Source organism: Saccharopolyspora erythraea (assembly GCF_018141105.1).
In the GTDB taxonomy this organism is placed as follows: domain Bacteria; phylum Actinomycetota; class Actinomycetes; order Mycobacteriales; family Pseudonocardiaceae; genus Saccharopolyspora_D; species Saccharopolyspora_D erythraea_A.
Genome location: NZ_CP054839.1, coordinates 2,680,931 through 2,703,514, shown reverse-complemented (window position 1 = coordinate 2,703,514; position 22,584 = coordinate 2,680,931). Strand labels below are relative to the sequence as shown.

Sequence of the window (22,584 nt, the reverse complement as noted above, 5' to 3'; positions counted from 1 at the left end):
GCGGTCAGCGCGCGCGGCGCAGCGCCCAGGCGCGCAGGCCCCGGAAGCCCTGGACCTTCGTCGGGCCGACCGAGAGCAGGTGGTAGTCCGGGTGGTCGCGCAGCGCGGCCGACACCTCCCGGTCGACCAGCACCGAGGCGGGCCGGGCCACCGAGGTGAGCCTGCTGGCGATGTTGACCGTCGAGCCGTAGACGTCGCCGAACCGGGCCAGCACCACGCCCTTGGCCAGCCCGATGCGCAGCGGTGGCAGCCGCGTCGACTGGGCGATCTGCTCGTTGAGGCTGAGCGCGATCTCGGCGCCGTCGGCGGCGGTGTCGGTGACGAACAGGACCTCGTCGCCCACGGTCTTGATGATCCGGCCGCGGTTCTCGGCGACCACGCCGGTGGCCAGCTCCTCGAAGTCGTCGATCAGGCTGGCCAGCTCCAGCTCGGTGAAGTCCCGGATCAGCCGGGTGTAGCCGACGATGTCGGCGAAGCCGATGACCAGGGTCCGCTCGTCCTCACCGGTGTCGCGGCCGCCGAGCTCGCGCATCGCGGTGGCGGTGAGGTGCCGCCGCCACACGTAGCCCTGCAACTGCTCCATCACCGGCATGATCGCCCCGGCGAACTGCGCGGTCGTGGCCAGGTCGCCGGAGAAGTCGTCGCCGAGCACCGTCCGGAAGATGCCGACCTGCCACTCCGCCAGCCGCGACATCGCCTGGCCCAGCGAGCGCGCGACCGCCGTCTCCGCCTCGGGCGTCAGGACCTGCGCCGAGACGAGCTGGACCAGCCTGCGCAGCGCGGCCACGTCGGCGTCGGTGAACACCACGGCGTCGTCGTCGACGTGGGCGAAGCCCATGGCCTGCCAGAGCCGCTCGGCGCGCCGCAGCTCGACGCCGGCCTCCCGCGCCACGTCGGCCTTGGTGTGGCGCGCGGGCCCGCCGAGCAGGACGGTCTCCAGCTCGGGGCGCCCGGCCACCGCGTCATCGCGAGGTTCGGACAACGAGCACATCGCAGTCGGCGCGGCGGGACACCTCGGAGGGCACCGAGCCCAGGATCCGGCCCTTCACCGTGTTCAGGCCCCGGCTGCCCACCACCAGCAGGTCGGCCGAGTGCTTCTCGGCGGCCTCGACCAGCGACGCCACCGGAGCGCCGACCACCGAGACGGTCTCGACCTCGGTGGCGCCCGCGGTGCGGGCGCGGTCGGTGGCCTCCCGCAGGGTGTCCTCGGCGGGCGCGGAGCCGATCACCTGGAAAGCCTCCTCGCCGAGCTCCTGCTTGGCCTGCTCGACCTCGCGCTCGCTGTTCGGGTAGTAGGCGCAGACGATCACCAGCGCGGCGGAGGCGTCCCGCGCGACCTCGGCGGCGCGGGCCACCGCCCGCAGCGACGGCGGCGAGCCGTCCGTTCCGACGACGACCTTGCGGTAACTGGGCATCCGATCTCTCACTTCCGGCGGCGGGCTGCGTTGCACGCGGACGTGAACACTAACGATCCAGACCGCTCGCCGTCACGCATGGCGCACAGATGTTCCCCGGTGTGCTGCGGGCTGCACCCCGATCCAGCCTGGCTAGTGCGATCGAACAACCAACAGCGCGATATGTCGTCCGAACCGACAACCTTGTCGGCCCGGGCCCCGGCGTAGGTTTCGCCGCAACGTGCTGCAGGCCACGTCCGGGTTACCAGCGCGAAAGGCGGTCCGGGCAGGTCGGTGGTGGACACGAGTTCGCAGGTCACGCCAGCGCACGTACGCTTTTCGCACCAAATGCAGGAAACAGGGAGCAACCCGTGGCAACCAACCTCCACCCCGGACGGGGGATATTCCGCCGCAAGCCTGTCGCGGACATCTCCGAGGACGGCGAGACCGGCCTGCAGCGTTCGCTTGGGCTCTGGCAGCTCACCGCGATCGGGGTCGGCGGCATCATCGGGGCCGGGATCTTCTCCCTGGCCGGCGCGGTGGCCAACGAGAAGGCCGGACCGGGCGTGCTGCTGTCGTTCCTCATCGCGGGCATCGCCAGCGCCGCGGCGGCGTTCTCCTACGCCGAGTTCGCGGGCATGATCCCCAAGGCGGGCTCGGCCTACACCTACGGCTACGTCGTCCTTGGCGAGGTGGTCGGCTGGCTGATCGGCTGGGACCTGCTGCTGGAGTACACCGCGATCGTGGCGGTGGTCGCGATCGGCATCTCCGGCTACTTCAACGACCTGCTCGGGTTCCTCCACATCGACCTCCCGCTGTGGATGTCCGGGGCCCCCGGCACCGAGGCCGACGCCGGCGCCCCACCCGGCAGCTACAAGATCAACCTGTTCGCGGCGCTGCTGTGCCTGTTCATCGCGTTCATGCTCAACCAGGGCATGAAGAGCGCGGCGCGCTTCGAGACGCTGCTGGTCTACCTCAAGGTCGCCGTCGTCCTCCTGGTCATCGTGGTGGGCGCGTTCCACATCAACGCGGGCAACTACCAGCCGTTCCTGCCCTACGGCATCGGCGGCGCGTTCACCGGCGCCGCGACGGTCTTCTTCGCGGTGTTCGGCTACGACGCGATGAGCACGGCGGCCGAGGAGTCCAAGGACGCCCAGAAGCACATGCCAAAGGCGATCATGTACTCGCTGGCCATCTCGATGGTGCTCTACGTGCTGGCCTGCCTGGTGCTGACCGGCATGATCCCCTACACCGAGATCAGCTCCGAGAGCGCGTTCTCCAGCGCCTTCGCCGACGTCGGCCTGCCCGCGCTGGGCGCGGTGATCGCCATCGGCGCGATCCTGGGCATCCTGACCGTGCTGTTCACCTTCATGCTGGGCGTCACCCGGGTCGGCTTCGCCATGAGCCGCGACGGGCTGCTGCCGCGGTGGTTCGCCAAGACCCACCCCACGCGCAAGGTGCCGTCCCGGTTCACCTGGCTGATCGGCATCGCCTCGGCGCTCATCGCCGGTCTGCTGCCGATCGGTGAGGCCGCCGAGCTGACCAACATCGGCATCCTGCTGGCGTTCGTCATCGTGTGCGCCGCGGTGATCGTGCTGCGCTACCGCCGGCCCGACCTGCCGCGCGGCTTCAAGTGCCCGGGCATGCCGGTCGTGCCGGTCATCGGCATCATCTTCTCGATCTGGCTGGTCACCTTCCTGGCGCCGGAGACCTGGCTGCGCTTCGGCGCGTGGTTCGCCATCGGCCTGGTGATCTACTTCGCCTACGGCTACCGCAACTCGAAGCTGAACCCGGCGCGCAAGGGCTCTCAGATCGATCAAGGCGAATAACGTCGATCTCATCGTGCACTGCGTCACAGCGCGGTGAGGTACGGGCGACCTAGAGTTTGCGGTGCCGTCGATGACCATCGGCGGCACCGCAAACTGCTCTGCGGAGCGTCCTCACTGCCGAGGGGTGCCTGTGACGCGCGTTCGCGAACTGAGCCCGTACGTCGAGTTGCACCGGGACCAGTGGCGGGAGTTGCGCAACTCCATGCCGCTTCCCCTGTCGGAGACCGAGCTCGACGCGCTGCGCGGCCTCGGCGAGCAGGTCGACCTCGCCGAGGTCGCCGACGTGTACCTGCCGCTGTCGCGGCTGATCAACCTCCAGGTGGCGGCGCGGCAGCGGCTGCACGAGACCACCACGACGTTCCTGGGCGAGCAGTCACGCCGCTCCAAGACCCCGTTCGTCATCGGGCTCGCGGGCAGCGTCGCGGTCGGCAAGTCCACCACCGCCCGGATCCTGCGCACCCTGCTCGCGCGCTGGCCCGACCATCCCAGGGTCGACCTGGTCACCACCGACGGCTTCCTCCACCCGCGCGCCGAGCTGGTGCGGCGCGGGATCATGCACCGCAAGGGCTTCCCGGAGAGCTACGACCGCCGCGCCCTGCTGCGGTTCGTCACCGAGGTGAAGTCCGGCGCGCCCGAGGTGAGCGCCCCGGTCTACTCCCACGTCGCCTACGACATCGTGCCCGGCGAGGAGAACGTCGTGCGCAGCCCCGACATCCTGATCGTGGAGGGGCTCAACGTCCTGCAGCCCGGCCCGAGCCTGGCGGTGTCGGACCTGTTCGACTTCTCCATCTACGTCGACGCCCACACCGAGCACATCGAGCGGTGGTACATCGAGCGGTTCCTGACGCTGCGCCACACCGCCTTCGCGAACCCGGGCTCGCACTTCCACCACTTCGCGGGCCTCTCCGACGAGGACGCGCGGGCCGAGGCCCGCCACCTGTGGCGCACCATCAACGAACCGAACCTGGTGGACAACATCCTGCCGACGCGGCCGCGGGCGACGCTGGTCCTGCGCAAGGACATCGACCACTCCATCAACCGGGTGCGGCTGCGCAAGCTCTAGCCGGGCACCGGCTCACTCGCCGACGATGGTGGCGCCCGGGATGCGCAGGGTGCCGCCGGAGAGGTCGGTGTTGCGGGCGACTACCTCGGTGAAGGTGATCTCCGGCAGCCGCAGGAAACCCAGGTCGAGGTTCGGCGCCAGCAGCGACTCCGGCGACAGGGTGACCGGCACGAGCGGGAGCCCCGCGACCGCGAGGGTGCCGGAGAGCTGGACGGTGTAGAGCTCCACCGGCCCTTCGGTCACCGTGGAGGTGCTGCCGGGCCTGCCCGCGGCCTTCTGCGCCTTGCCGTTGCCGAGCAGACCGCGCTGGACCAGGTCGGTGATCTCCAAGCGGTCGACGGTGAAGTGCAGCGTCCGCACCGGCTTGCCCTGCACGTCCCGGTCGGCCAGGCCGCGGTAGCGCACGCCGCTCAGCTTGAGCCTGCTGCCCGTCATGGTCCAGATGCGGCCCGGTCCGGGCGCGGTACCCGTCGGCTGCGCCGAAGGCAGGCCCGGCTTCGGTTCCTGCGCGGGGGCGGGCGGCGGAGGCACCGTGCTGGAACCGCTCGGCGGTGCGGGCGCCGTGGTCGAGGGCGGCGGCGCGGTGGTCGACGGAGTCGGTGTCCCCGGCGGGCGCGGCGTCGACGAGGGGCTGGGCGTCGCCGAAGGGCTGGGCGTCGCCGAAGGGCTCGCCGTGGTCGACGGGCCGGGTGTGGTCGACGGGCCGGGCGTGGTCGACGGGTTCGGCTTCGGCAACGGCGTCGGCGTGGTCGTCGACGAGGGTGCCGTCGACGACGGTGCGGCCGAGGGCGACGGCGTCGCCGACGGTCCAGCCGACTTGGAGGGCTGGGTCGTCGACGACGGCTCCGGTGTCGAGGTGGTCGACGTGGCGGTTCCCGGGTTCTGGCACGGGACGAGCACCTGCACCAGCGGGCACAGCACCCCGCCCTGCGCGGAGGCGGCGGGTGCGGCGAGGCCGCCCAGCACCACCACCAGCGACGCGGCCGCCGCGAGGTGAACGCGCCGCAAGTCCCTCACGCACCCGTCCGGTCGGACGCGCTGACATGACGGGACGGCCCGGACCGCACGGTCGCCACCCCGGAGGCGACGATCCCGGTCCGCTGCGCGGACGCACTACCACCGGCGGGCTCGTCGCGGCCCCGGCGACGCGCGCCGGGCGACCACGCGAGCGCGAGCGCCGCGCCGATGATCCCGAGCAGCGTGCCCAGCATGAACGACCCGAGGTTCGAGGTCACGATCGCCACCAGCGACAGCAGCAGCGCGACGACCCCGGCAACGACCCGCAGCTCCGGCCGGGCCCAGAACGAGATCCCGCAGCTCACCAGCACGACCCCGATCACCAGCGAAGAGATTCCGCCCATGGTGTTGAGCGAGATCATCGCGTCGCCGAACCGCAGGGACGCGTACGGCGGGAACAGCACGACCAGGCCGGACGCGGTGGTGAACAGCCCCGCCCAGAAGGGCCGTCCCCGCCGGAACTCGCGGAAGCGCCCGGGCCCGCGGGAGTTGTGGGAGTCACGAGAGTTGCGGGAGTCGCGAACGCGCTCCCCTGCGGTCCTCGCGTCGCTGCCATGCACCACTGTGGTCACCACCAGTTCGTTCGAGGAGTCGGGCTCAGGAAGGCGATCAGGTCAGAAGCACTCGTCGTGGCCCGCGCTCGCGGCGATGCGGACCTGGTTGAGCTTGAGCGTGGAGGCCGTCGTGGACCACGCCACCTGGCGCAGCCGGTCGATCTGCGCCCCGTCGGCCTGGATGCCGAAGGCACCGGACGGCCCCTGCGCGCCGCCGGGCCCCTTGTCGAAGGTTCCGGCGTCGCGCCCGATCTCGACGTTGCTCAGCGTCATGTCGCCGCTGACCTGCTCGACGCCGAGGACCATGTTCTCCGCCGACATGCCCGCCTGGCCGGGCGCGGCGATCTTCACCGTGACGTCGCCGACCACGGGCAGCGCGGGCACGACGAACGACTGGCAGAAGTTGTCGATCCTGGCCTTGCGGAAACCGTTGACCAGCACCGGGTGCGCTCCCGACGAACCATGGTCGACCGACCCGTACTGCACCACGCCCTCGCTGACGAGCTTGTCCCCCGATGCCTTGTAGCTCATGCCCGACACCGAGAACGACGCCGCGAGCGCACCCCGGGACAGGCCGGTGAACATCAACCCGACGCCCGCGAGCCCGACCACGAAGACGAGCGCGAAGACCTTCCAGCGCGTGCGTCCGACCACCGTGCTCATCGCCATTGATCCACCTCCGCCGCGGCCACCGGCTGTTCGTTTCCTACTCCCGAGTAAGGGAGCGGTGTGACGACACTGACGCATCGGTGACGGGGTAGGTACCCGTGCAAATACCTGGTTGGGTACGCATACCGACCGTCCGGTCGACCTGCCGTGCCCGGGCCGTCACCTGGCGTCGGCGGAAGCCGGGCGTTCCGGACAGTCCGCACGCGGTCTGATCGTGTGGGCTACGCCTGACGATGCCCCGTACTAGTCTGTCCGCGTGGCACGGACCACCACCGAACGGCGCAGTGCGGGCAACCTGCCCGCGGGCGCGACCAGCTTCGTGGGACGGCGGCACGAGCTCACCGAGGTCAAACGACTGCTGTCGGTCTACCGGCTGGTCACGCTGACCGGGCCGGGCGGGGTGGGCAAGACCCGGCTGGCGATGCGGGCCGCCGCCGACGTGCGGCGGGCCTTCCACGACCAGGCGTGGTTCGTCGACCTGGGCGAGTTGCGCGAGCCGAACCTGGTGCCGCAGACCGTCGCCGAGCAGCTGGAGATCCACGAGCAGTCCTCCCGGCCGGTGCAGGGCGCCGTCGTCGAGCGGCTGGGCGCGGGCCCGACGCTGCTGGTGCTCGACAACTGCGAGCACCTGGTCGACGCGTGCGCCGCGCTGGTCAACACGCTCATCCAGGTGTGCCCGGAGCTGCGGGTGGTGGCGACCAGCAGGCAGTCGCTGGGCCTGGTCGGCGAGTGCACCTACGCCGTGCCGCCGTTCGAGGTGCCCGATCCCGAGCACGCCGGCTCCCCGCACGCGGTCGCGCACTTCGACTCGGTGCGGCTGTTCGTCGCCCGCGCGGCGGCGGTGCTGCCCAGCTTCGAGGTCGACCAGTCCAACTACCAGGCGCTGGCCCGGATCTGCCACGACCTCGACGGGATACCGCTGGCGATCGAGCTGACGGCGGTGCGCCTGCGCTCGCTGTCGCTGGGGCAGATCGCCGACCGGCTTACCGAGCAGCACCGGCTGCTCGGCGAGGCCACCCGCGGTCTGCCACCCCGCCAGCGGACGCTGCGGGCGCTGATCGACTGGAGCCACGAGCTGTGCTCGGAGCCCGAACGGCTGGTGTGGGCGCGGGCGTCGGTGTTCTCCGGCAGCTTCGACCTCGACGCCGTCGAGCACGTCGCCAGCGGCGACGGGGTGGCCGAGGCCGACGTGCTGGGGCTGGTGGACGCGCTGGTGGACAAGTCGATCTTCCTGCGCGACTCCGGACAGGCCGTCGCGCGCTACCGGATGCTGGACATCACCCGCGCCTACGGCGTCGAGAAGCTGGTCGCCGAGGGTGGGCACGAGGCGGCGCGGCGCCGCCACCGCGACTACTTCGCCGGGGTGACGCGGCGCTTCGCCGCCGAGTGGCTCGGCCCCGACGAGCCGGCCTGGATCAACCGGCTGTGGCTGGAGCACCCGAACCTGCGCGTGGCCTTCGACTACTGCGCCCGCCAGGAGGGCGAGGCCGAGCCCGGGCTTCGGATGGTGGTCCAGCTCGCCGACTTCCTGTCCCTGCGCGGCTACCACACCGAGACCCGGATGTGGCTGGACCGGCTGCTGGCCTCGGCGACCGGACCGTCCCACGAGCGCCTCTCCAGTCTGATGCTCGACGCGTGGTTCGCCCTGCAGCAGGGCGACGCGGGCACCGCACGCTCGTCGCTGCGGGAGTCGGAGGTCCTGGCGGCCCGGATCGGCAGCCCGGAGGAGCTGGCCTACCTGGCCCACCTGCGCGGGATGGAGGCGCTGGTCGAGGCCGACGTCGACCGGGCGGACCCGCTGTTCGGCGAGGCCTACGAGCGCTTCCGGACGGCGGGGTCGCCGCGCGGGGAGATGCTCACGCTGTTCCTCTACGGCCTGACCGTCGGCCACCGCGGCCAGGCCGAGAAGGGCCGGATGCTGCTGGACACCTGCATCGACAAGTCCGTGCGCCTCGGCGACACGTTCTGGCGCTCGCACGCGCTGTGGGCCCACGCCTACATCGACGTCGCCGCCGAAGAGCCGGACCGGGCGGAGCGCTCGTGCAAGGAGTCGCTGCGGCTCGGCAGGCTGCTGGCCGACCGGACCGCGATGGCGTTCTCGCTGGAGACGCTGGCGTGGGTGGAGGCGACCCTGGGGCGGCACGGCCGCGCCGCCACGCTCTTCGGCGTCGCGGCGTCGGTGTGGGAGTCACTGGGCGGCTCGCCGGAGTTCTACTCCAGCTTCGCCCAGGCCCACCACAAGCACGTGGCCGGCGTGCGCGAGGCCCTCGGTGACAGCGCCTACGAGCAGGCGTTCGAGCAGGGGCACCGGCTCTCCGCCGCGCAGGCCGTGGACTTCGCGCTGGAGACCGAACGGCCGCGGGACGCCCGGCAGTCCGCCGGGGAGCAGCCGCCGGTGCTGACCAGGCGGGAGTTCCAGATCGCCGAGCTGGTCGCCGAGGGGCTGACGAACCGGGACATCGCGGCGCGGCTGGTGATCTCCACGCGGACCGCGGAGGGGCATGTGGAGAACATCCTGACCAAGCTCGGCTTCAGCTCGCGCACGCAGATCGCCGCCTGGGTCACCGCCCGCCGCGAGTCCGCCTCGCGGTGACCATCCATCTCCCGCAGGTCTCCCTCGGCCCGCACCGGAAAGCCGCTACCCGGTCCCGGCCGCAGGCATGAGTTCCTGGGTGCCGAAGAGGTGGCACACCTGCGTCAACGGCGACCGGTTCCGGTTCGCCGCGCCAGCAGCAGTTGCAGGTGCGCGCTCAGCCGCTCGGACGGGTCGCCCAGGTCGATACCGCTGATCTCACCCGCCCGCCGGACCCGGTAGCGCAACGTGTTGGGGTGCACGTGCATGCGCTCGCTGGCCGCCCGCACGTCGCCGAACTCCTCCAGGTAGGCCAGCAGCGACCGCGCCAGCTCGGTGCCGTGCTCCGCGTCGTGCTCGGCGAGCACGGCCAGCCGGGCGTCGCGGAACCGCTCGTTGCCCTGCAACAGCGTGAGGACCTCGCTCAGCACGACCTTCGCGCGCACGTCGGAGATGGTGGCGATCGAGGTCCGCTGGTCGTGGGACAGCGCGTCGAGCACCCGGTCGGCCTCGGTGCGCGACTCGGCGACCTCGTCCAGGGTCGGCACCGCGGAGCCGACGCCCGCCTGCACCCGCGCCCGCAGGTGCTGTCGCGAGGCCGCGGCGATCTCGCGCGTGAGGCTCAGCGCCGCGGACGCCGCCGAGCGCTCCGGCAGGTCCGGCAGCAGCACGTACACCCGCGAGCCGATGGTGGTGACCAGTGCGCTGCGGCGGTAGGCCGAGGCGTGCACGGAGATCAGGCTGGTCATCTCGGAGCGCTGCAGCTCCAGATCCGACCGGTCCTGACCCGCGGCGTCGGCGGGCCGCAGGGTGAACACCACGACCACGGCGGGCTTGTCCGCGTCGGCGCCGATGTTGTCGGCGACCGAGCGGGCGTCGACCCGGCCGTCGAGCAGGCCGGTGAGCAGGTTCTCGCGGAAGCGCGGCCCGGCGGTGGCCTCGGTGCGCTGGCGGATGAGCTGCAGCGCCGCCACGCGGGCCGCGCCCAGCAGCGCCTTCTCCGAGCGCTCCGACAGCGGCTGCTCGCCCTCCTGCACCCAGATGGTGCCCAGCGGCTGGTTGCCCGCGTGGATACCGACCGCCATCCGCTGCCGGATGCCCAGCTCGGGGCGCTCGTCGATGCGCACGACCTCCTCGCCCGCGCGCAGCCGCTGGTAGACGCCCCACTCCCGCAGCATCGCCAGGTACGGCTCCGGGCCCTGCCTGCCGAGGATGGACAGCCTGCGCAGCTCGTCGACCTCGTCGTCGGAGCGGGAGTAGGCCAGCACGCGGTTGGCGGTGTCCTCGATGCTGACGATGCCGTCGGTCATCGCCGCGACCGTCTGCGCCAGCGAGAACAGGTCACCCAGCGCCTCCCCCACGTCGGCGTCGGTGGTCAGCCGGGCGTTGTCCACCGCCGAGCGGGCGAAGGACTCCAGCTGCTCCCACCGCACCTCCGGACGCACGCCCAGCAGGGCCACCCCGCCGTCGATCGCGGTGTCGCGCAGCGCGCGGGCGTCGCTCTCGGCGTGGACCTTCACCGCGACCGCGGCGGCACCGTCGTGGGCGGCGGCCCGGACCAGGCGCATCGCCGCGCGCCCGCGAGCGCCGATGACCAGGACGAGGTCGCCGCGGCGGGTGCCGGAGTCCTCCTCCGGGTCGACAATGACGACATCGCGGACGTCGACGTCGAAGCCGCTCGGCGCCGCGAGGACGTCGACCAGCGGCTCGCCCACCGCGATGAGGAGCTGACGCAACGGCACGCCCGCCGAGTCGACACCGATTTCCCGCACTTCCCGTTCCTTTGTCCAACAGAACAACCCGATCGGGTCAACGATAGCCGATCGGACAACTCCGCAAGCCCGCCGAACTCCTAATGTCCGAGGTAACAGCACGCTGGGGCACTCTGCACCCGCGCAGTGCTCCCCAAATGCACGCAGCGACTTCTCGCAAGGAGGCGTAATGGCCATGGATGCCATCACTTCGGTCCCGGTCCCGTCCAACGAGCCGGTCAAGACCTACGCTCCGGGCTCGCCCGAGAGGGAGTCGCTGCAAAAGCGCATCGCCGAGCTGGAGTCCGAGCGCATCGAGCTGACCTCGACCATCGCCGGCACGCAGCGGATGGCCGGCGGTGAGCGCTTCGACGTGGTCCAGCCGCACAAACACGCCCACGTGCTGGGCACCTGTGCCGAGGCCACCCACACCGACGTCGCCGACGCCGTGGCCGCGGCCAAGGACGCCGCCGCGCAGTGGGCCGCGACCCCGTTCGACGAACGCGCCGCGGTCATCCTGCGCGCCGCCGACCTGCTCTCCGGCCCGTGGCGCGACACCATCAACGGCGCCACCATCCTGGGCCAGTCCAAGTCGGTACAGCAGGCCGAGATCGACGCCGCCTGCGAACTGATCGACTTCCTGCGGTTCAACGTCCACTACGCCCGCCAGATCATGGCCGAGCAGCCCAACTCGGTACCCGGCGAGTGGAACCGGATGGAATACCGCCCTCTGGACGGGTTCGTCACCGCCATCACCCCGTTCAACTTCACCGCCATCGCCGGCAACCTGCCCACCGCGCCGGCGCTGATGGGCAACACCGTGGTCTGGAAGCCCACCCCGTCGCAGCAGTTCGCCGCGCACTTCACCATGCGCCTGTTCGAAGCCGCCGGCATGCCCCCAGGCGTGATCAACATGGTCACCGGCCACGGCCAGGCCGTCAGCGACATCGCCCTGCCGGATGCCGACATGGCCGGCCTGCACTTCACCGGCTCCACCGCCACCTTCAAAAAGCTCTGGCGCACCATCGCCGACAACCTCGACACCTACCGCTCCTACCCCCGCATCGTCGGGGAGACCGGCGGCAAGGACTTCATCGTCGTGCACCCCTCGGCCGACCCGGCCCCGCTGGCCACCGCGTTCGCCCGCGGCGCCTTCGAATACCAGGGCCAGAAGTGCTCGGCGGCCTCCCGCGCCTACGTCCCCCGCTCCATCTGGGAGGGCGGGCTGCGCGAGGAGCTGGCCGAGCTGACCCGCACCATCAGCTACGGCGACGTCACCGACTTCTCCCACTTCGGCGGAGCGGTCATCGACGCCCGCGCGTTCGCCAAGCACAAGGCCGCCCTCGACCGGGCCGCCAACACCCCCTCGATCGAGATCCTGGCCGGCGGCGGCTACGACGACAGCGTGGGCTACTTCGTCGAGCCCACCGTGCTGGTCGGCACCGACCCGGCAGACGAGGTCTTCACCACCGAGTACTTCGGCCCGATCATCGCCGTGCACGTCTACGACGACGGCAAGTACTCCGAGATCCTCGACGTCGTCGACAGCTCCAGCCCGTATGCGCTGACCGGCGCGGTGTTCGCCACCGACCGCTCGGCGATCGACGAGGCGCACCGCAAGCTGCGCCACGCCGCGGGCAACTTCTACGTCAACGACAAGCCCACCGGCTCGATCGTCTCCCGCCAGCCCTTCGGCGGCAGCCGCGCCTCCGGCACCAACGACAAGGCCGGTTCGCTGTTCAACATCCAGCGCTGGACCAGCCCCCGGGCGATCAAGGAAACCTTCAACGCCCCGACGCAGCACACCTATCCGCACATGGGCTGACAAGCGCCCGATGGCGCTTCTCATGGCGCGTCGACGCCGCCCGCGTTCAGCGTGGGCCCGCTCCCCCGACGCGGGTCCGCGCTGAACGCCCACGGCCGACGCGCCGACGGTGGCAGCGCCAGCCGCGCGAGGCGCGGCTGCACCTGGGAAACGCAACCCGCGTGCGTTGCGGCCCCGCCCCGCTGCGGGGCCGCCACCACCTACCCCATGAAGGAGAGCACGATGCTCCGGACTCCTCTGCTGGCCGCGGCCCGCTCCACCGGTGTGCGCAAACTCGTCGAGGCCAACCCGCTGACCAGCTCGGTCGTGGATCGCTTCGTCGCGGGCACCACGCCCGCGGACGCGGTGCGGGCCACCCGGTCGCTGAGCGACCAGGGCATGCACGTCACCCTCGACCACCTCGGTGAGGACACCCTCGACGCCGGCCAGGCCACCGCCACCGTGCGGGCCTACCAGCGGGTGTTCGCCGCACTGTCCGAGGCGGGGCTGACCGAGCGGGCCGAGGCGTCGGTGAAGCTGTCGGCAGTCGGGCAGTTCCTGCCCAAGGACGGCGAGAAGATCGCGCTGGAGAACGCCCGGCAGATCTGCGAGGCCGCGGCCGCCGCGGGTACCACGGTCACCCTGGACATGGAGGACCACACCACCACCGACTCGACGCTGGGCATCCTGGCCGACCTGCGGGTGGACTTCCCCTGGGTCGGGGCGGTGCTGCAGGCGTACCTGCACCGCACCGAGGGCGACTGCCGCGACCTGGCCACCGCCGGGTCCCGGGTCCGGATCTGCAAGGGCGCCTACGCCGAACCGGCCTCGGTGGCGTTCCAGGGCAAGCAGGAGGTGGACCGCTCCTACGTGCGCTGCCTGAAGGTCCTGATGAACGGTGCCGGCTACCCGATGGTGGCCACCCACGACCCGCGCATGATCGCCATCGCGGGCGACCTGGCGGCCAGGGCCCGGCGCGCCCCCGGCAGCTTCGAGTACCAGATGCTCTACGGCATCCGCACCGAGGAGCAGCGCCGGATCGCCGCCGAGGGCGACCGGCTGCGGGTCTACGTCGCCTACGGCGACGAGTGGTACGGCTACTTCATGCGCCGTCTCGCCGAGCGCCCGGCCAACATGGCCTTCTTCCTGCGCTCGCTGGTCAGCAGCCGCTGACCCCGGTGCCCGGCCCCCGTTCGAAGCGGCCCCCCGAACGCTTCGACCGGGGGCCGTTCCACGTCCGAGGAGCGCCCTGCTCCCAAGTGGTCACGTACCTGGGCGAGCCGCCGGTGCGGCCGGGTACGCCCAGCTCATGAACGCGATAGCGCACTCAGGGCAGATTCGCCGGTTTCCTGATCGTTGCCGCCACGTCTGCTCGCACGGAATTCCGCATAGCGCCGCCATCCCGGGACCGAGGAGTGCATGGGCGCGGTCCCGGTAGTGCACGCTCGTTCCCCACTTGACCGGGGCCATCAGCGAAGTCCGGGCAACCAGAAAGCGGTGGACGGGCGCCGGGCCTGCCCCGGCGCCCCGGGGTGGCCGTGCGGCGGAAGTTCGAGCAGCGCGGTGATCACGTCGGCGACCGTCCCGGTGGTTTCCCACAGCGGGTCGCCGTGCGGGTAATCCTCGATCCGGACGCGGGCGGCGACCGCTTCGGTCATCGCCCGCAGGGTGTAGCTGTCGACCACCCCGTAGGCACACCAGCGTTCGGCATAGATGGCCGTGACGGTCCTGCCATCGCAAGCCCCGAAATGCCTGACCCTGAACCCGGATTCGACGCTGCGCTTGAGCGCGGCGAGGTGCGGTTCCTCTTCCCTGCTGGGCGGCATAAGCAACATGGTCATTCCTGACGTGGTGGGAACGGCGGTCCTGCCGGAGGTCGGGGTCTCGGCAGGACCGCCGCGCTGCGGCCCGGCGACCCGTTGGAAGGCGCCGGGTTGAGAAGTGGCGGGCGACGCGCGGAACCCGCGGTTTCGCCAGACCGCGAGCTCGACGCCGAGCCGCCCGCCCATGCGCCCGGCCGTCACCTGGGGGCGTGGTTCGGCCGGGGTGGATCAGCGGCGGCGGACGAACGGAAGGACCCGCGAGGCATCGCTCCACCGCCGGACTTCGACCGCGGCCGCGTGGTCGCACAGGTCCTCGGCGAGCGCGCGTGCCGCTTCGGGGGTCATCACCGCCGCCTCGGCAGGCGGCGCGAGAAGAACCACCCGGTCACCACCGACGTAGGTGGACACCATCCTCGGCCGATCGAAGCCGTCGGCGCAGGCGACGTTTTTCCTGGCCGGACGCGACAACGCCGGGTTGGTCGGGGCAGCCATCAGGGTCATCTCCCACAGACAGTGCGAGACATACGTCCGTGCCATGCACGCCAACGAACCCGAGATCGATGGGCTGACGATCGATGATCACGTAAAAGCCCGGCTCGCGCGGCAGGACATCCTGGATGCGCCAGAGCCGACCAACGCGCACTTCGTGCTCTCGGAATCATGCTTGCGTCGCATGTGGGGCGATGCCGAGGTCATGCGTGAGCAGCTCGATTACCTCGTCAAGGTATCGAATCGCCCGAACGTCATGATCCAGGTGATGCCGTTCAGGACCCCTCCCGGCCGCCGATCCCCCATAGGCAACCACTTCGTCCTGCTTCGCGTGCCGTCGCCAGGTGCCGCCGGACCGCTCGAACTCGCATACGTCGAAGGCGAAGGAGAGATCCGATACCTCGACGACAAGAAGGCGCTCGCCGCGCACGACACCGCTTGGGCACGTCTGACCTCGGCCGCCTTGAGCTTCGACGAGAGCCGCAAGTTCATCGCGAAGGTCGCCCGCGAGTTCAAGAAGTGAGCAACCAACATTTAGGGAGGCCGTATGACCACAACGCCAGCGCCGTTCGCCGAACACGACTTCCGCAAGGCGACCCGAAGCGAACCGCAAAAGTCGTGCGTGCGGGTGGCGCGCAGGGCTGACCGGGTCGAACTGCGCGACGACAAGACGACCTTCGGCGCGCCGGACGACCACCGCCTCGTGTTCACCGCCGAGCAGTTCGACGACTTCCTCACCGCCACCCGCGCAGGCCGCACCGAGGGTCTGTGCCTGGAGATCACCCGCCGCGAGGACGGCACACACGTCTTCCGCAGCAGCACATCACCGGATGCCGAACTGGTCTTCACCGAGGCCGAGGTCGACGCCTTCCGCGACGGCATCGCCAAGCACGAGTTCGACGCTTTCGCCTACGCCGCATAGGTTTCCGTTCGCCTAAGAACCCGTGAGTCTTTTGGGTCGCCAGAGCGGCCCAAAAGACCCACGGGTCCTGTCGGGTCAGTGGATCGCGATGATCCCGATGCCGAGTCCGCTGGCGATGACCACGGCGCAGACCACCAGCGCCCACTTGATGGCGAAGCGGTGGTGGTCGCCGAGGTCGACCTTGGCCAGCCCGATGAGGACGTACATCGCGGGCACCAGCGGGCTGAGCATGTGGATCGGCTGGCCCAGCAGCGATGCACGGGCGATCTCCATGGCGCCGATGCCGTGCTGGGCGCCCGCCTCGGCCAGGATCGGCATGACTCCGAAGTAGAACGCGTCGTTGCTCATGAAGAAGGTGAACGGGACGCTGAGCACCGCGACGATGACGCTGAAGAACGGGAACAGCGCGTCGGGCATGGCCGCCAGCAGGTATTGCGCCATCTGCTCGATCATCCCGGTGCCCGAGAGCACGCCGGTGAACACCGCCGCGGCGAACACCATCGCGACGACGGCCACCACGCTGTCGGCGTGGGAGGCGATGCGGGCGCGCTGCTGCTCCAGCCGCGGGTAGTTGACGATCAGCGCAAGCCCGGTGCCGATCATGAACAGCACCGCGATCGGCAGGACGCCGATGATGAGCGCGGTCAGCAGCGCCATGGTCAGCGCGCCGTTGAACCAGATCAGCTTCGGCCGCAGGGACTCGCGGTCGGGGGCCAGGACGTCGAAGTCGGCCGGGCCGCCGGCCGAACCGCCGCGGTCGCTGTCGTCGCCACCACCGGTGACGGCCGGGCCGCCCGCGCCGACCAGCACCGGGGCACCGGTGCGGGCGCGGAGCCGGGAGCGCTCGCGCAGGCCGAGCGCGTAGGCGATCACGAACACGGTGGCCAGCCCGGCCGCCAGCGCCGGGATCATCGGCACGAACAGCTCCTGCGGGTCCAGCCGCAGCGCGCTGGCCGCGCGCGCCGCCGGGCCGCCCCACGGCACGACGTTGAGGACCGCGTTGGTCATGCACGCCAGGCCGGTCATCAGCACCGGGCTCACCCCGAGCTTGCGGTAGATCGGCAGCAGCGCGGAGACGGTGATCATGAAGGTCGTCGTGCCGTCGCCGTCCAGCGACACCAGCGCCACCAGTGCGACCGTGCCCATGATGAGCCGCAGCGGGTCGTTGCGGGTCAGCCGGACCACACCGCGCGCGATCGGGTCGAACAGCCCCGCGTCGATCATGATCCCGAAGTAGAGGATCGCGAACAGCAGCATCGCCGCCGTGGGCGCCACGTCGGTGATGCCCTCGGTGATCATGTCGCCCAGGTCCGGGGCGAAGCCGCCGAGCACCGCGAAGACCGCGGGCACCACGATGAGCGACACCATCGGTGAGAGCCGTTTGCTCATCACCAGGTAGAGGAAGACGGTCACCATGCACAAGCCGAGCAGCGCGATCAACGCTTCCTCCTTCCCTGGAGGGCCCCAGCGGTCCTCCGGACGACTCCGAGTGGCCCCGGTTACAGCGGTGTTTCGTTTCGCGGAACCGTAGGTGACCCGGTTCACCACGGGGAATGTTGTCCGCGTTGTTCGTCTATCCCGCGTTCGACGCGTTCTGCGCGTTTTGCTCGACGGGTATGGTCGGTGCATGTCACGCCGCCCGATGCGGTTCGCGCGGCAGGCGTTGCTCCTCCAGATCGGGCTGATCACCCTGGTCACCGCAATCGGGTTCCTGCTCGTGGCGTCGCTGCTCGACCGCAACCTCACCGACCAGTACGGCCAGCGCGCGCTGGGCGTCGCCCGCGCGGTGGCCGCCGACACCGGCCTGGCCGGCGCGGTCGCGGGCGGGGCGCAGCAGGCCGTGCGCGACGAGGCCGAGCGCGCCCGCGAGGCCACCGGCGCGCTGTTCGTCGTGGTGACCGACCGCGACGGGGTCCGGCTGTCGCACCCGAACCCCGACGAGATCGGCGAGCACGTGAGCACCGACCCGCGCTGGGTGCTGGCCGGGCACGAGGTCGTCAACGTCCAGCGCGGCACCCTCGGGCTCTCGGCCCGGGGCAAGGTGCCGCTGCGCACCGCCGACGGCACCGTCGTCGGACAGGTCAGCGTCGGGTTCGACGCCCAGCACATCGAGACCGCGCTGCTGCGGCTCATCGCCACCTCGGCGGCGTTCGCGGGCGGGGCGCTGCTGGTCGGGGTGGCCGGGGCGGCGTGGCTGACCCGCGTGCTCAAGCGGCGCACCCTCGGGCTGGAACCGCACGAGCTGGCGGAGCTGGTGCGCCAGCGCGAGGCGGTGCTCTACGGCATCGGGGAGGGCGTGCTGGCCGTGGACGCGGGCGGCCGGGTCTCGGTGTGCAACCGGGAGGCCGAGCGGCTGCTGGACACCCGGATCGAGACCGGCTCCCCGGCGGCCGACCTGGACATCCCGCCGCGGCTGCGCGAGGTGCTGCTGGCGGGCCGGCCGGTGAGCAACCTGATCACCGTCTCCGGTGACCGGGTGCTGGTGGCCGGACACCGGCCGGTCCGGCGCGACGGCACGGACCTCGGCGGCGTGCTCACCCTGCGCGACCGCACCGACCTGGAAGCGCTCAGTCAGGAGCTGGAGTCGGTGCGCGGCATGACCGACACGCTGCGCGCGCAGCGCCACGAGTTCACCAACCGGCTGCACACGCTGTCCGGGCTGCTCCAGACCGAGCGCCACCAGGAGGCCGTCGAGTACGTGCAGGCGCTGTCCACCGGCTCGATCGCCGGGCTCGGCCCGGCCGCCGACGCGGTGCGCGACCCGTACCTGGTGGCGTTCCTGTCGGCGAAGAAGGCCGGGGCGCTGGAGCGGGGCGTGGAGCTGGAGCTGGGCGAGACCAGCTGGGTGCCCACGGCGGTCGTCGCGCCGGTGGAGGTGGTGACCGTGGTCGGCAACCTGGTGGACAACGCCATCGACGCGGCGCGCACCGGCTCGCGGCGGCCCGCGCGGGTGGAGGTCGACCTGCTCGCCGACGGCACCGCGCTGCACGTGTCGGTCGTGGACAGCGGGGACGGCGTGCCGGAGGCGCTGCGGGCGCGGATCTTCACCGAGGGTGTGTCGTCGAAGGGCGGCGGCAACCGGGGGCTCGGGTTGGCGCTGTGCCGCCAGGCGGCTCGCAGCCTCGGTGGAGACGTGCGGCTCGCGGAGCCCGAGGACGGGACGGGCGGGGCGGTGTTCGTCGCCGTGCTGCCGGGTGTGCTGGAATCCGCGACCGGTCCGGTCGACGAGCGGGAGGCGAAGCTGTGATCAGGGTGGCCGTGGTGGACGACGACTTCCGGGTGGCGCAGGTGCACGCCGAGTTCACCGAGCGGGTCCCGGACTTCAAGGTGGTCGGCGTCGCCCACAGCGCCGAGCAGGCCCGCGAGCTGGTCGACACCCGGAACCCCGACCTCGTGCTGCTCGACAACTACCTGCCCGACCGGTCGGGCATCGCGTTGCTGGGCGAGCTCGACGTCGACGCCATCATGCTCACCGCCGCCACCGACCCGGCCTCGGTGCGTGCGGCCCTGGCAGCCGGTGCGCTGAACTACCTGGTGAAGCCGTTCACCGCCGAGCAGCTCGGGAGCAGGCTCACCGCCTACGCCCGCTACCGGGCTCGCCTGCCGGTGACCGGCGGCGCGGTCGACCAGGACGAGATCGACCGCGCGATGCGGCTGCTGCACGAGGGCGACCGCCCCGCCGCTCCTAAGGGGCAGTCGCCGCTGACCTCCCAGCTGGTGCTGGATGCGTTGCAGCGCGGGGAAAGCGCGCGTTCGGCGGCCGAGATCGCCGAGGAACTCGGCATCGCGCGGGCGACCGCGCAGCGCTACCTCGCCGCTCTGGCGCAGGACGGCAAGGCGCGCATGACCTTGCGCTACGGCGCCAGCGGCCGCCCCGAGCACCAGTACGAACCACTGTCCTCGTCGCGGTAGCCCGGCAGCCGCCACGCGGCGGTGTTGACCGCGAACCGTCTTGCGGTGTCTGCTCTGAACGGCCGGAGGAACCCTCCTGCGGCCACGACCGCACCGCCGCCCGGTCGACGTTCGTGAGTGGGTGCGGTGTGCCTGTCTCAACACCGGCTCACCCGCTCACGTCCTGCTGATGCCGACGCCTCAAGAGGAGAGCGACGTGAGAAGACGACGTGGATTCCGGCGGGTTCGCCGGGCGAGCGGGTTCGCGGGCATGTCCCTGGCATTGCTGATGGCCCTGTGCGCGGCCCCGGCCGGTGCCGCGCCGGAGGTCTCGGCCGCACCGTGGACCGGCGGTTTCGCCGACTTCCCGGGCAGTTCGTGGAAGCAGCACTGGGGAGTGGTCGGCGAGGGTGGCTTCGGCTACGACCGGATGCAGGCCCAGGGAGAACAGCTCGACGTGTTCTACGGCAAGGGATCCTCGGCGCCGTCGTGCGACAACTGCCCCAGCGAGGGCGGTGGCCAGTTCTACACCGACTTCCGCTCCATCGGGCGCGACGACCTCGCCGACGCCCGGACCCTGCACCTGAGCTACCAGGTCAGGTTCGGGTCGGACTGGGACTTCGGCGCCAAGGGCGGGAAGCTGCCCGGCCTCTACGGCGGCCCGCCCGGGCACTCCAGCGGCGGCGAGCACGGCGACGCCTGGTCGACCCGGTACATGTGGCGCGTCCGCGGCGGAGAGTCCCAGGCCACCGTCTACGTCTACGACCCGTCGCAGGGTGGCGGCTACGGCAAGGACGTCGGCCTGGGCGCGTGGTCGTGGCAGGCCGACGGCGGCTGGCACACCGTCGAGCAGTCGGTGGACCGCGACAGCGGCACGATCACCGTCGACTACGACGGGCGAGAAGTGCTGCGGGAGCAGGGAATCCACCAGATCTCGGAGATCCCGTTCTCCGGCGTGTTCTTCTCGACGTTCTTCGGTGGCCACGACACCTCGTGGGGCCCGAGCCGCGACGTGCACGCCCAGTTCCGCGACTTCCGGGTGAGCGAGGACGAACTCCGCTGAGCGCGGGGACGCCAGGGCCGGTGCGGTGCCCCGCACCGGCCCTTCCTCGTGGGTGAGGGCCCGCTCCCGCCGCCGTTGTAGCGAGCGGGCCCCCGTCCGCGGGGCGGCGGCCCGAGGTCCGCCGCCGACCGGATTCGCCCAGACGGTCCTCATAGGACGGTCACTCGCGGCTGGAGGCTCACCTCCACGCCGGTTCCGCCGCGTGGGCCTGGCGGACCGCCGCACGCAGGTCGGCCCATCGCGCCGGGCCCGCCAGACCCAGGTGGTAGAGGTGCAGCTCCGAGGCTCCCGCGCTGCCGAGCCCGCGCACGTGGTCGCTCATGCCCACCGGCTGCGCGGCCACCGCCGTGACGTATGCATCGATGTCCACTTCGGACGGTACTTCAGACCGGGCGGCCGCCACGTCGCTGATCGACTTCTCGCCAGGATTCCAGCACTGCAACACCACGGAATCGACCTCGCTCGCGGCGTCGGGCGTCAGCCCCGGCAGTGCGCCGGTCGCCCACGGGTCGACCGCGCCGTGCAGGACGACCCGGTGGTCCGCACCGATCTCGGCCAGGACCGAGCGCCGGAGCTCGTCGGTGGCCCGCTGCCGGGTCGCGAGCAACGCCGCCGACACCTCCGCGGGCAGCCGGTCGTCGGTGGCGGCCAGGTCGCCTCCGGTGACGAGCCTGCGGACCTCCGCCCACAGCAGGGCTCGGACGTCGTCGGCCTCCAGCGCCCGCTGCCGCCAGCCGCGGGCGCAGGCCGGACAGCAGCACACAGGAGTTTGGGAACTCACCCGCTGCGACCGCTCGACAGCCAAGAGCGTTCAACGTCGCTACCACAACAGAGCATGATCGCGTCAACCAGTTACCACGCCGACGATCGTCGTACCCGGCTTGAAGTCACGTCGTTCGACCAAGACGAACACCCCGTAGAGCATCTTGGCCACGTAGACCCAATCCAGCTCGACCCCGTGCCGTCCTCGAAAATCCTGGATGAACTCGTCCAGGTTCCTCGTCTTCCTGGCAAAACCACCGAAGTGGAAGTCGAGCGCGAGGGTCCAGTTGTCGCTGACCTTGCCCAGACCTTCGCGCTGCAATCGGGCGATGTCCTCGTAGAGGAAGTGTGCTCCCTTCAAGACCGGGAACCCAATAGTTCGCTGTCCGGCCCTAAGCGATCCCGCTATCCCCGCGATCGTGCCACCGGTACCACAAGCACAGCAGATCACATCGAAGTCGGTCTCGATCTCCGCCGCCAGCTCAGCACAGCCTCGCACCGCGAGAGCGTTGCTACCACCCTCTGGAAGCAGGTAGAACCGCCCGAACCGCTCTCGCAGCGCATCGGCAACGGAAGGATCGTGCTTGTTCCGGTACGTACCGCGATCGAGATACGAGAGCCGCATGCCACAGGAAGTTGCGAACGCCAACGTGTCATTGAGCGGGAGGTGCTGCTCCCCACGAATCACACCCACGGTCTTGAACCCGAAGTAGCAACCGGCTGCTGCTACTGCCCGAATGTGGTTCGAGTACGCACCGCCGAAAGTCAAGAGAGTGTCGTGTCCCGTGCGCTGCGCTTCCTGGAGGTTGTACTTGAGCTTCCGCCACTTGTTGCCTGGCATGTGGGTGTGGATGAGATCGTCACGTTTGAGGATGACTCGCACCCCCTTGGCAGCAAGCCGATCATCTTTCACCTCGATCTCAGGTGACGGGAGCTGCAGGTCAACTTCTGGCCAGGCCACAGCAGTGATTATGCCGAGTA

22 protein-coding genes are annotated in these 22,584 nt (G+C 70.9%); 11 read left to right on the top strand and 11 right to left on the bottom strand.

The genetic code is table 11. From position 1 onward, the window contains the following. Nucleotides 1-4: 4 nt before the first annotated feature. Both HUO13_RS12620 and HUO13_RS12615 read right to left on the bottom strand, forming a co-directional pair. Entirely contained in the window at nt 5-991 is a 987-nt protein-coding gene (locus HUO13_RS12620; protein WP_211901566.1) for an adenylate/guanylate cyclase domain-containing protein, read from the bottom strand. Beyond that, a complete protein-coding gene (locus tag HUO13_RS12615; RefSeq protein WP_211901565.1) occupies nt 963-1,415 on the bottom strand; it encodes a universal stress protein in 453 nt (150 codons plus the stop codon). Before HUO13_RS12615 ends, HUO13_RS12620 begins: the two co-directional genes overlap by 29 nt. A gap of 350 nt (nt 1,416-1,765) precedes the next feature. Between HUO13_RS12615 and HUO13_RS12610 the strand changes: the two genes are divergently transcribed. Next, complete coding sequence (locus tag HUO13_RS12610) at nt 1,766-3,223, top strand: amino acid permease (protein WP_211901564.1); 1,458 nt, start codon at nt 1,766-1,768, stop codon at nt 3,221-3,223. Between the two features lie 130 nt (nt 3,224-3,353). After that, nucleotides 3,354-4,286, top strand: a complete 933-nt coding sequence (gene coaA, locus HUO13_RS12605) for a type I pantothenate kinase (protein WP_211901563.1) — start codon at nt 3,354-3,356, stop codon at nt 4,284-4,286. Between the two features lie 12 nt (nt 4,287-4,298). On the opposite strand, the gene HUO13_RS12600 is transcribed toward coaA, so the two are convergent. Continuing rightward, nucleotides 4,299-4,721, bottom strand: a complete 423-nt coding sequence (locus tag HUO13_RS12600) for a hypothetical protein (protein WP_211901562.1) — start codon at nt 4,719-4,721, stop codon at nt 4,299-4,301. Here HUO13_RS12600 and HUO13_RS12595 point away from each other — a divergent pair. Further along, complete coding sequence (locus HUO13_RS12595; protein ID WP_249124726.1) at nt 4,702-5,283, top strand: hypothetical protein; 582 nt, start codon at nt 4,702-4,704, stop codon at nt 5,281-5,283. The two genes, HUO13_RS12600 and HUO13_RS12595, sit on opposite strands and share 20 nt — an antisense overlap. Before the next feature lie 16 nt (nt 5,284-5,299). On the opposite strand, the gene HUO13_RS12590 is transcribed toward HUO13_RS12595, so the two are convergent. Together HUO13_RS12590 and HUO13_RS12585 are read right to left on the bottom strand one after the other, a co-directional pair. Further along, a complete protein-coding gene (locus tag HUO13_RS12590) occupies nt 5,300-5,875 on the bottom strand; it encodes a DUF6114 domain-containing protein (protein ID WP_249124725.1) in 576 nt (191 codons plus the stop codon). A gap of 42 nt (nt 5,876-5,917) precedes the next feature. After that, nucleotides 5,918-6,520 carry a DUF6230 family protein gene (locus tag HUO13_RS12585; protein ID WP_249124724.1) on the bottom strand — a complete coding sequence of 201 codons (603 nt, stop codon included), beginning with the start codon at nt 6,518-6,520 and terminating at the stop codon, nt 5,918-5,920. Between the two features lie 262 nt (nt 6,521-6,782). Here HUO13_RS12585 and HUO13_RS12580 point away from each other — a divergent pair, with 262 nt between their 5' ends. Further along, nucleotides 6,783-9,119 (top strand): ATP-binding protein, encoded by a 2,337-nt coding sequence (locus tag HUO13_RS12580; protein WP_211901560.1) that lies wholly within the window; start codon nt 6,783-6,785, stop codon nt 9,117-9,119. A gap of 104 nt (nt 9,120-9,223) precedes the next feature. Here HUO13_RS12580 and HUO13_RS12575 read toward each other — a convergent pair whose 3' ends face one another. Beyond that, a complete protein-coding gene (locus tag HUO13_RS12575; RefSeq protein ID WP_211901559.1) occupies nt 9,224-10,870 on the bottom strand; it encodes a PucR family transcriptional regulator in 1,647 nt (548 codons plus the stop codon). A gap of 175 nt (nt 10,871-11,045) precedes the next feature. Here HUO13_RS12575 and pruA point away from each other — a divergent pair, with 175 nt between their 5' ends. Continuing rightward, nucleotides 11,046-12,674 carry an L-glutamate gamma-semialdehyde dehydrogenase gene (pruA, locus tag HUO13_RS12570; RefSeq protein WP_211901558.1) on the top strand — a complete coding sequence of 543 codons (1,629 nt, stop codon included), beginning with the start codon at nt 11,046-11,048 and terminating at the stop codon, nt 12,672-12,674. Nucleotides 12,675-12,896: 222 nt separating this feature from the next. Beyond that, nucleotides 12,897-13,826 (top strand): proline dehydrogenase family protein, encoded by a 930-nt coding sequence (locus HUO13_RS12565; protein WP_211901557.1) that lies wholly within the window; start codon nt 12,897-12,899, stop codon nt 13,824-13,826. 296 nt (nt 13,827-14,122) lie between these two features. Here the strand turns inward: HUO13_RS12565 and HUO13_RS12560 are convergent, their stop codons facing one another. Both HUO13_RS12560 and HUO13_RS12555 read right to left on the bottom strand, forming a co-directional pair. Continuing rightward, on the bottom strand, nt 14,123-14,494 hold the full coding sequence (locus HUO13_RS12560; protein WP_211901556.1) for a hypothetical protein: 372 nt from the start codon (nt 14,492-14,494) through the stop codon (nt 14,123-14,125). Between the two features lie 210 nt (nt 14,495-14,704). Next, nucleotides 14,705-14,968, bottom strand: a complete 264-nt coding sequence (locus HUO13_RS12555; protein ID WP_211901555.1) for a hypothetical protein — start codon at nt 14,966-14,968, stop codon at nt 14,705-14,707. Here HUO13_RS12555 and HUO13_RS12550 point away from each other — a divergent pair. Both HUO13_RS12550 and HUO13_RS12545 read left to right on the top strand, forming a co-directional pair. Then, nucleotides 14,877-15,488 carry a DUF5753 domain-containing protein gene (locus HUO13_RS12550; RefSeq protein WP_282976442.1) on the top strand — a complete coding sequence of 204 codons (612 nt, stop codon included), beginning with the start codon at nt 14,877-14,879 and terminating at the stop codon, nt 15,486-15,488. The two genes, HUO13_RS12555 and HUO13_RS12550, sit on opposite strands and share 92 nt — an antisense overlap. Nucleotides 15,489-15,512: 24 nt before the next feature. Further along, complete coding sequence (locus tag HUO13_RS12545) at nt 15,513-15,887, top strand: DUF397 domain-containing protein (protein ID WP_211901553.1); 375 nt, start codon at nt 15,513-15,515, stop codon at nt 15,885-15,887. 75 nt (nt 15,888-15,962) lie between these two features. Here HUO13_RS12545 and HUO13_RS12540 read toward each other — a convergent pair whose 3' ends face one another. Further along, the gene (locus HUO13_RS12540) at nt 15,963-17,327 is read right to left on the bottom strand and encodes a CitMHS family transporter (RefSeq protein WP_211901552.1); all 1,365 of its coding nucleotides are present in this window, start codon (nt 17,325-17,327) and stop codon (nt 15,963-15,965) included. A 187-nt stretch (nt 17,328-17,514) separates the two neighbouring features. Between HUO13_RS12540 and HUO13_RS12535 the strand changes: the two genes are divergently transcribed. From HUO13_RS12535 to HUO13_RS12525, 3 genes are all read left to right on the top strand, one after another. Next, complete coding sequence (locus HUO13_RS12535; RefSeq protein WP_249124722.1) at nt 17,515-19,134, top strand: ATP-binding protein; 1,620 nt, start codon at nt 17,515-17,517, stop codon at nt 19,132-19,134. Beyond that, a complete protein-coding gene (locus HUO13_RS12530) occupies nt 19,131-19,799 on the top strand; it encodes a response regulator (RefSeq protein WP_211901551.1) in 669 nt (222 codons plus the stop codon). The genes HUO13_RS12535 and HUO13_RS12530 overlap by 4 nt, the downstream gene beginning before the upstream one ends. A gap of 196 nt (nt 19,800-19,995) precedes the next feature. Continuing rightward, nucleotides 19,996-20,841: a polysaccharide lyase gene (locus HUO13_RS12525; RefSeq protein WP_249124720.1), complete on the top strand. Its 846-nt coding sequence runs from the start codon at nt 19,996-19,998 to the stop codon at nt 20,839-20,841. A 178-nt stretch (nt 20,842-21,019) separates the two neighbouring features. Here HUO13_RS12525 and HUO13_RS12520 read toward each other — a convergent pair whose 3' ends face one another. Together HUO13_RS12520 and HUO13_RS12515 are read right to left on the bottom strand one after the other, a co-directional pair. After that, a complete protein-coding gene (locus HUO13_RS12520; protein WP_249124718.1) occupies nt 21,020-21,622 on the bottom strand; it encodes a hypothetical protein in 603 nt (200 codons plus the stop codon). Nucleotides 21,623-21,685: 63 nt separating this feature from the next. Next, nucleotides 21,686-22,564: a 1-aminocyclopropane-1-carboxylate deaminase/D-cysteine desulfhydrase gene (locus tag HUO13_RS12515; RefSeq protein ID WP_211901550.1), complete on the bottom strand. Its 879-nt coding sequence runs from the start codon at nt 22,562-22,564 to the stop codon at nt 21,686-21,688. Nucleotides 22,565-22,584: the final 20 nt, after the last annotated feature.

Excerpts from the sequence above, each read along its gene's own strand:
- HUO13_RS12565 (WP_211901557.1), top strand. The coding sequence starts at position 12,897 with ATGCTCCGGACTCCTCTGCTGGCCGCGGCCCGCTCCACCGGTGTGCGC.
- HUO13_RS12615 (WP_211901565.1), bottom strand. The coding sequence starts at position 1,415 with ATGCCCAGTTACCGCAAGGTCGTCGTCGGAACGGACGGCTCGCCGCCG.
- pruA (WP_211901558.1), top strand. The coding sequence starts at position 11,046 with ATGGATGCCATCACTTCGGTCCCGGTCCCGTCCAACGAGCCGGTCAAG.
- HUO13_RS12600 (WP_211901562.1), bottom strand. The coding sequence starts at position 4,721 with ATGACGGGCAGCAGGCTCAAGCTGAGCGGCGTGCGCTACCGCGGCCTG.
- HUO13_RS12555 (WP_211901555.1), bottom strand. The coding sequence starts at position 14,968 with ATGGCTGCCCCGACCAACCCGGCGTTGTCGCGTCCGGCCAGGAAAAAC.
- HUO13_RS12535 (WP_249124722.1), top strand. The coding sequence starts at position 17,515 with ATGTCACGCCGCCCGATGCGGTTCGCGCGGCAGGCGTTGCTCCTCCAG.
- HUO13_RS12560 (WP_211901556.1), bottom strand. The coding sequence starts at position 14,494 with ATGACCATGTTGCTTATGCCGCCCAGCAGGGAAGAGGAACCGCACCTC.
- HUO13_RS12620 (WP_211901566.1), bottom strand. The coding sequence starts at position 991 with ATGTGCTCGTTGTCCGAACCTCGCGATGACGCGGTGGCCGGGCGCCCC.
- HUO13_RS12585 (WP_249124724.1), bottom strand. The coding sequence starts at position 6,520 with ATGAGCACGGTGGTCGGACGCACGCGCTGGAAGGTCTTCGCGCTCGTC.
- HUO13_RS12545 (WP_211901553.1), top strand. The coding sequence starts at position 15,513 with ATGACCACAACGCCAGCGCCGTTCGCCGAACACGACTTCCGCAAGGCG.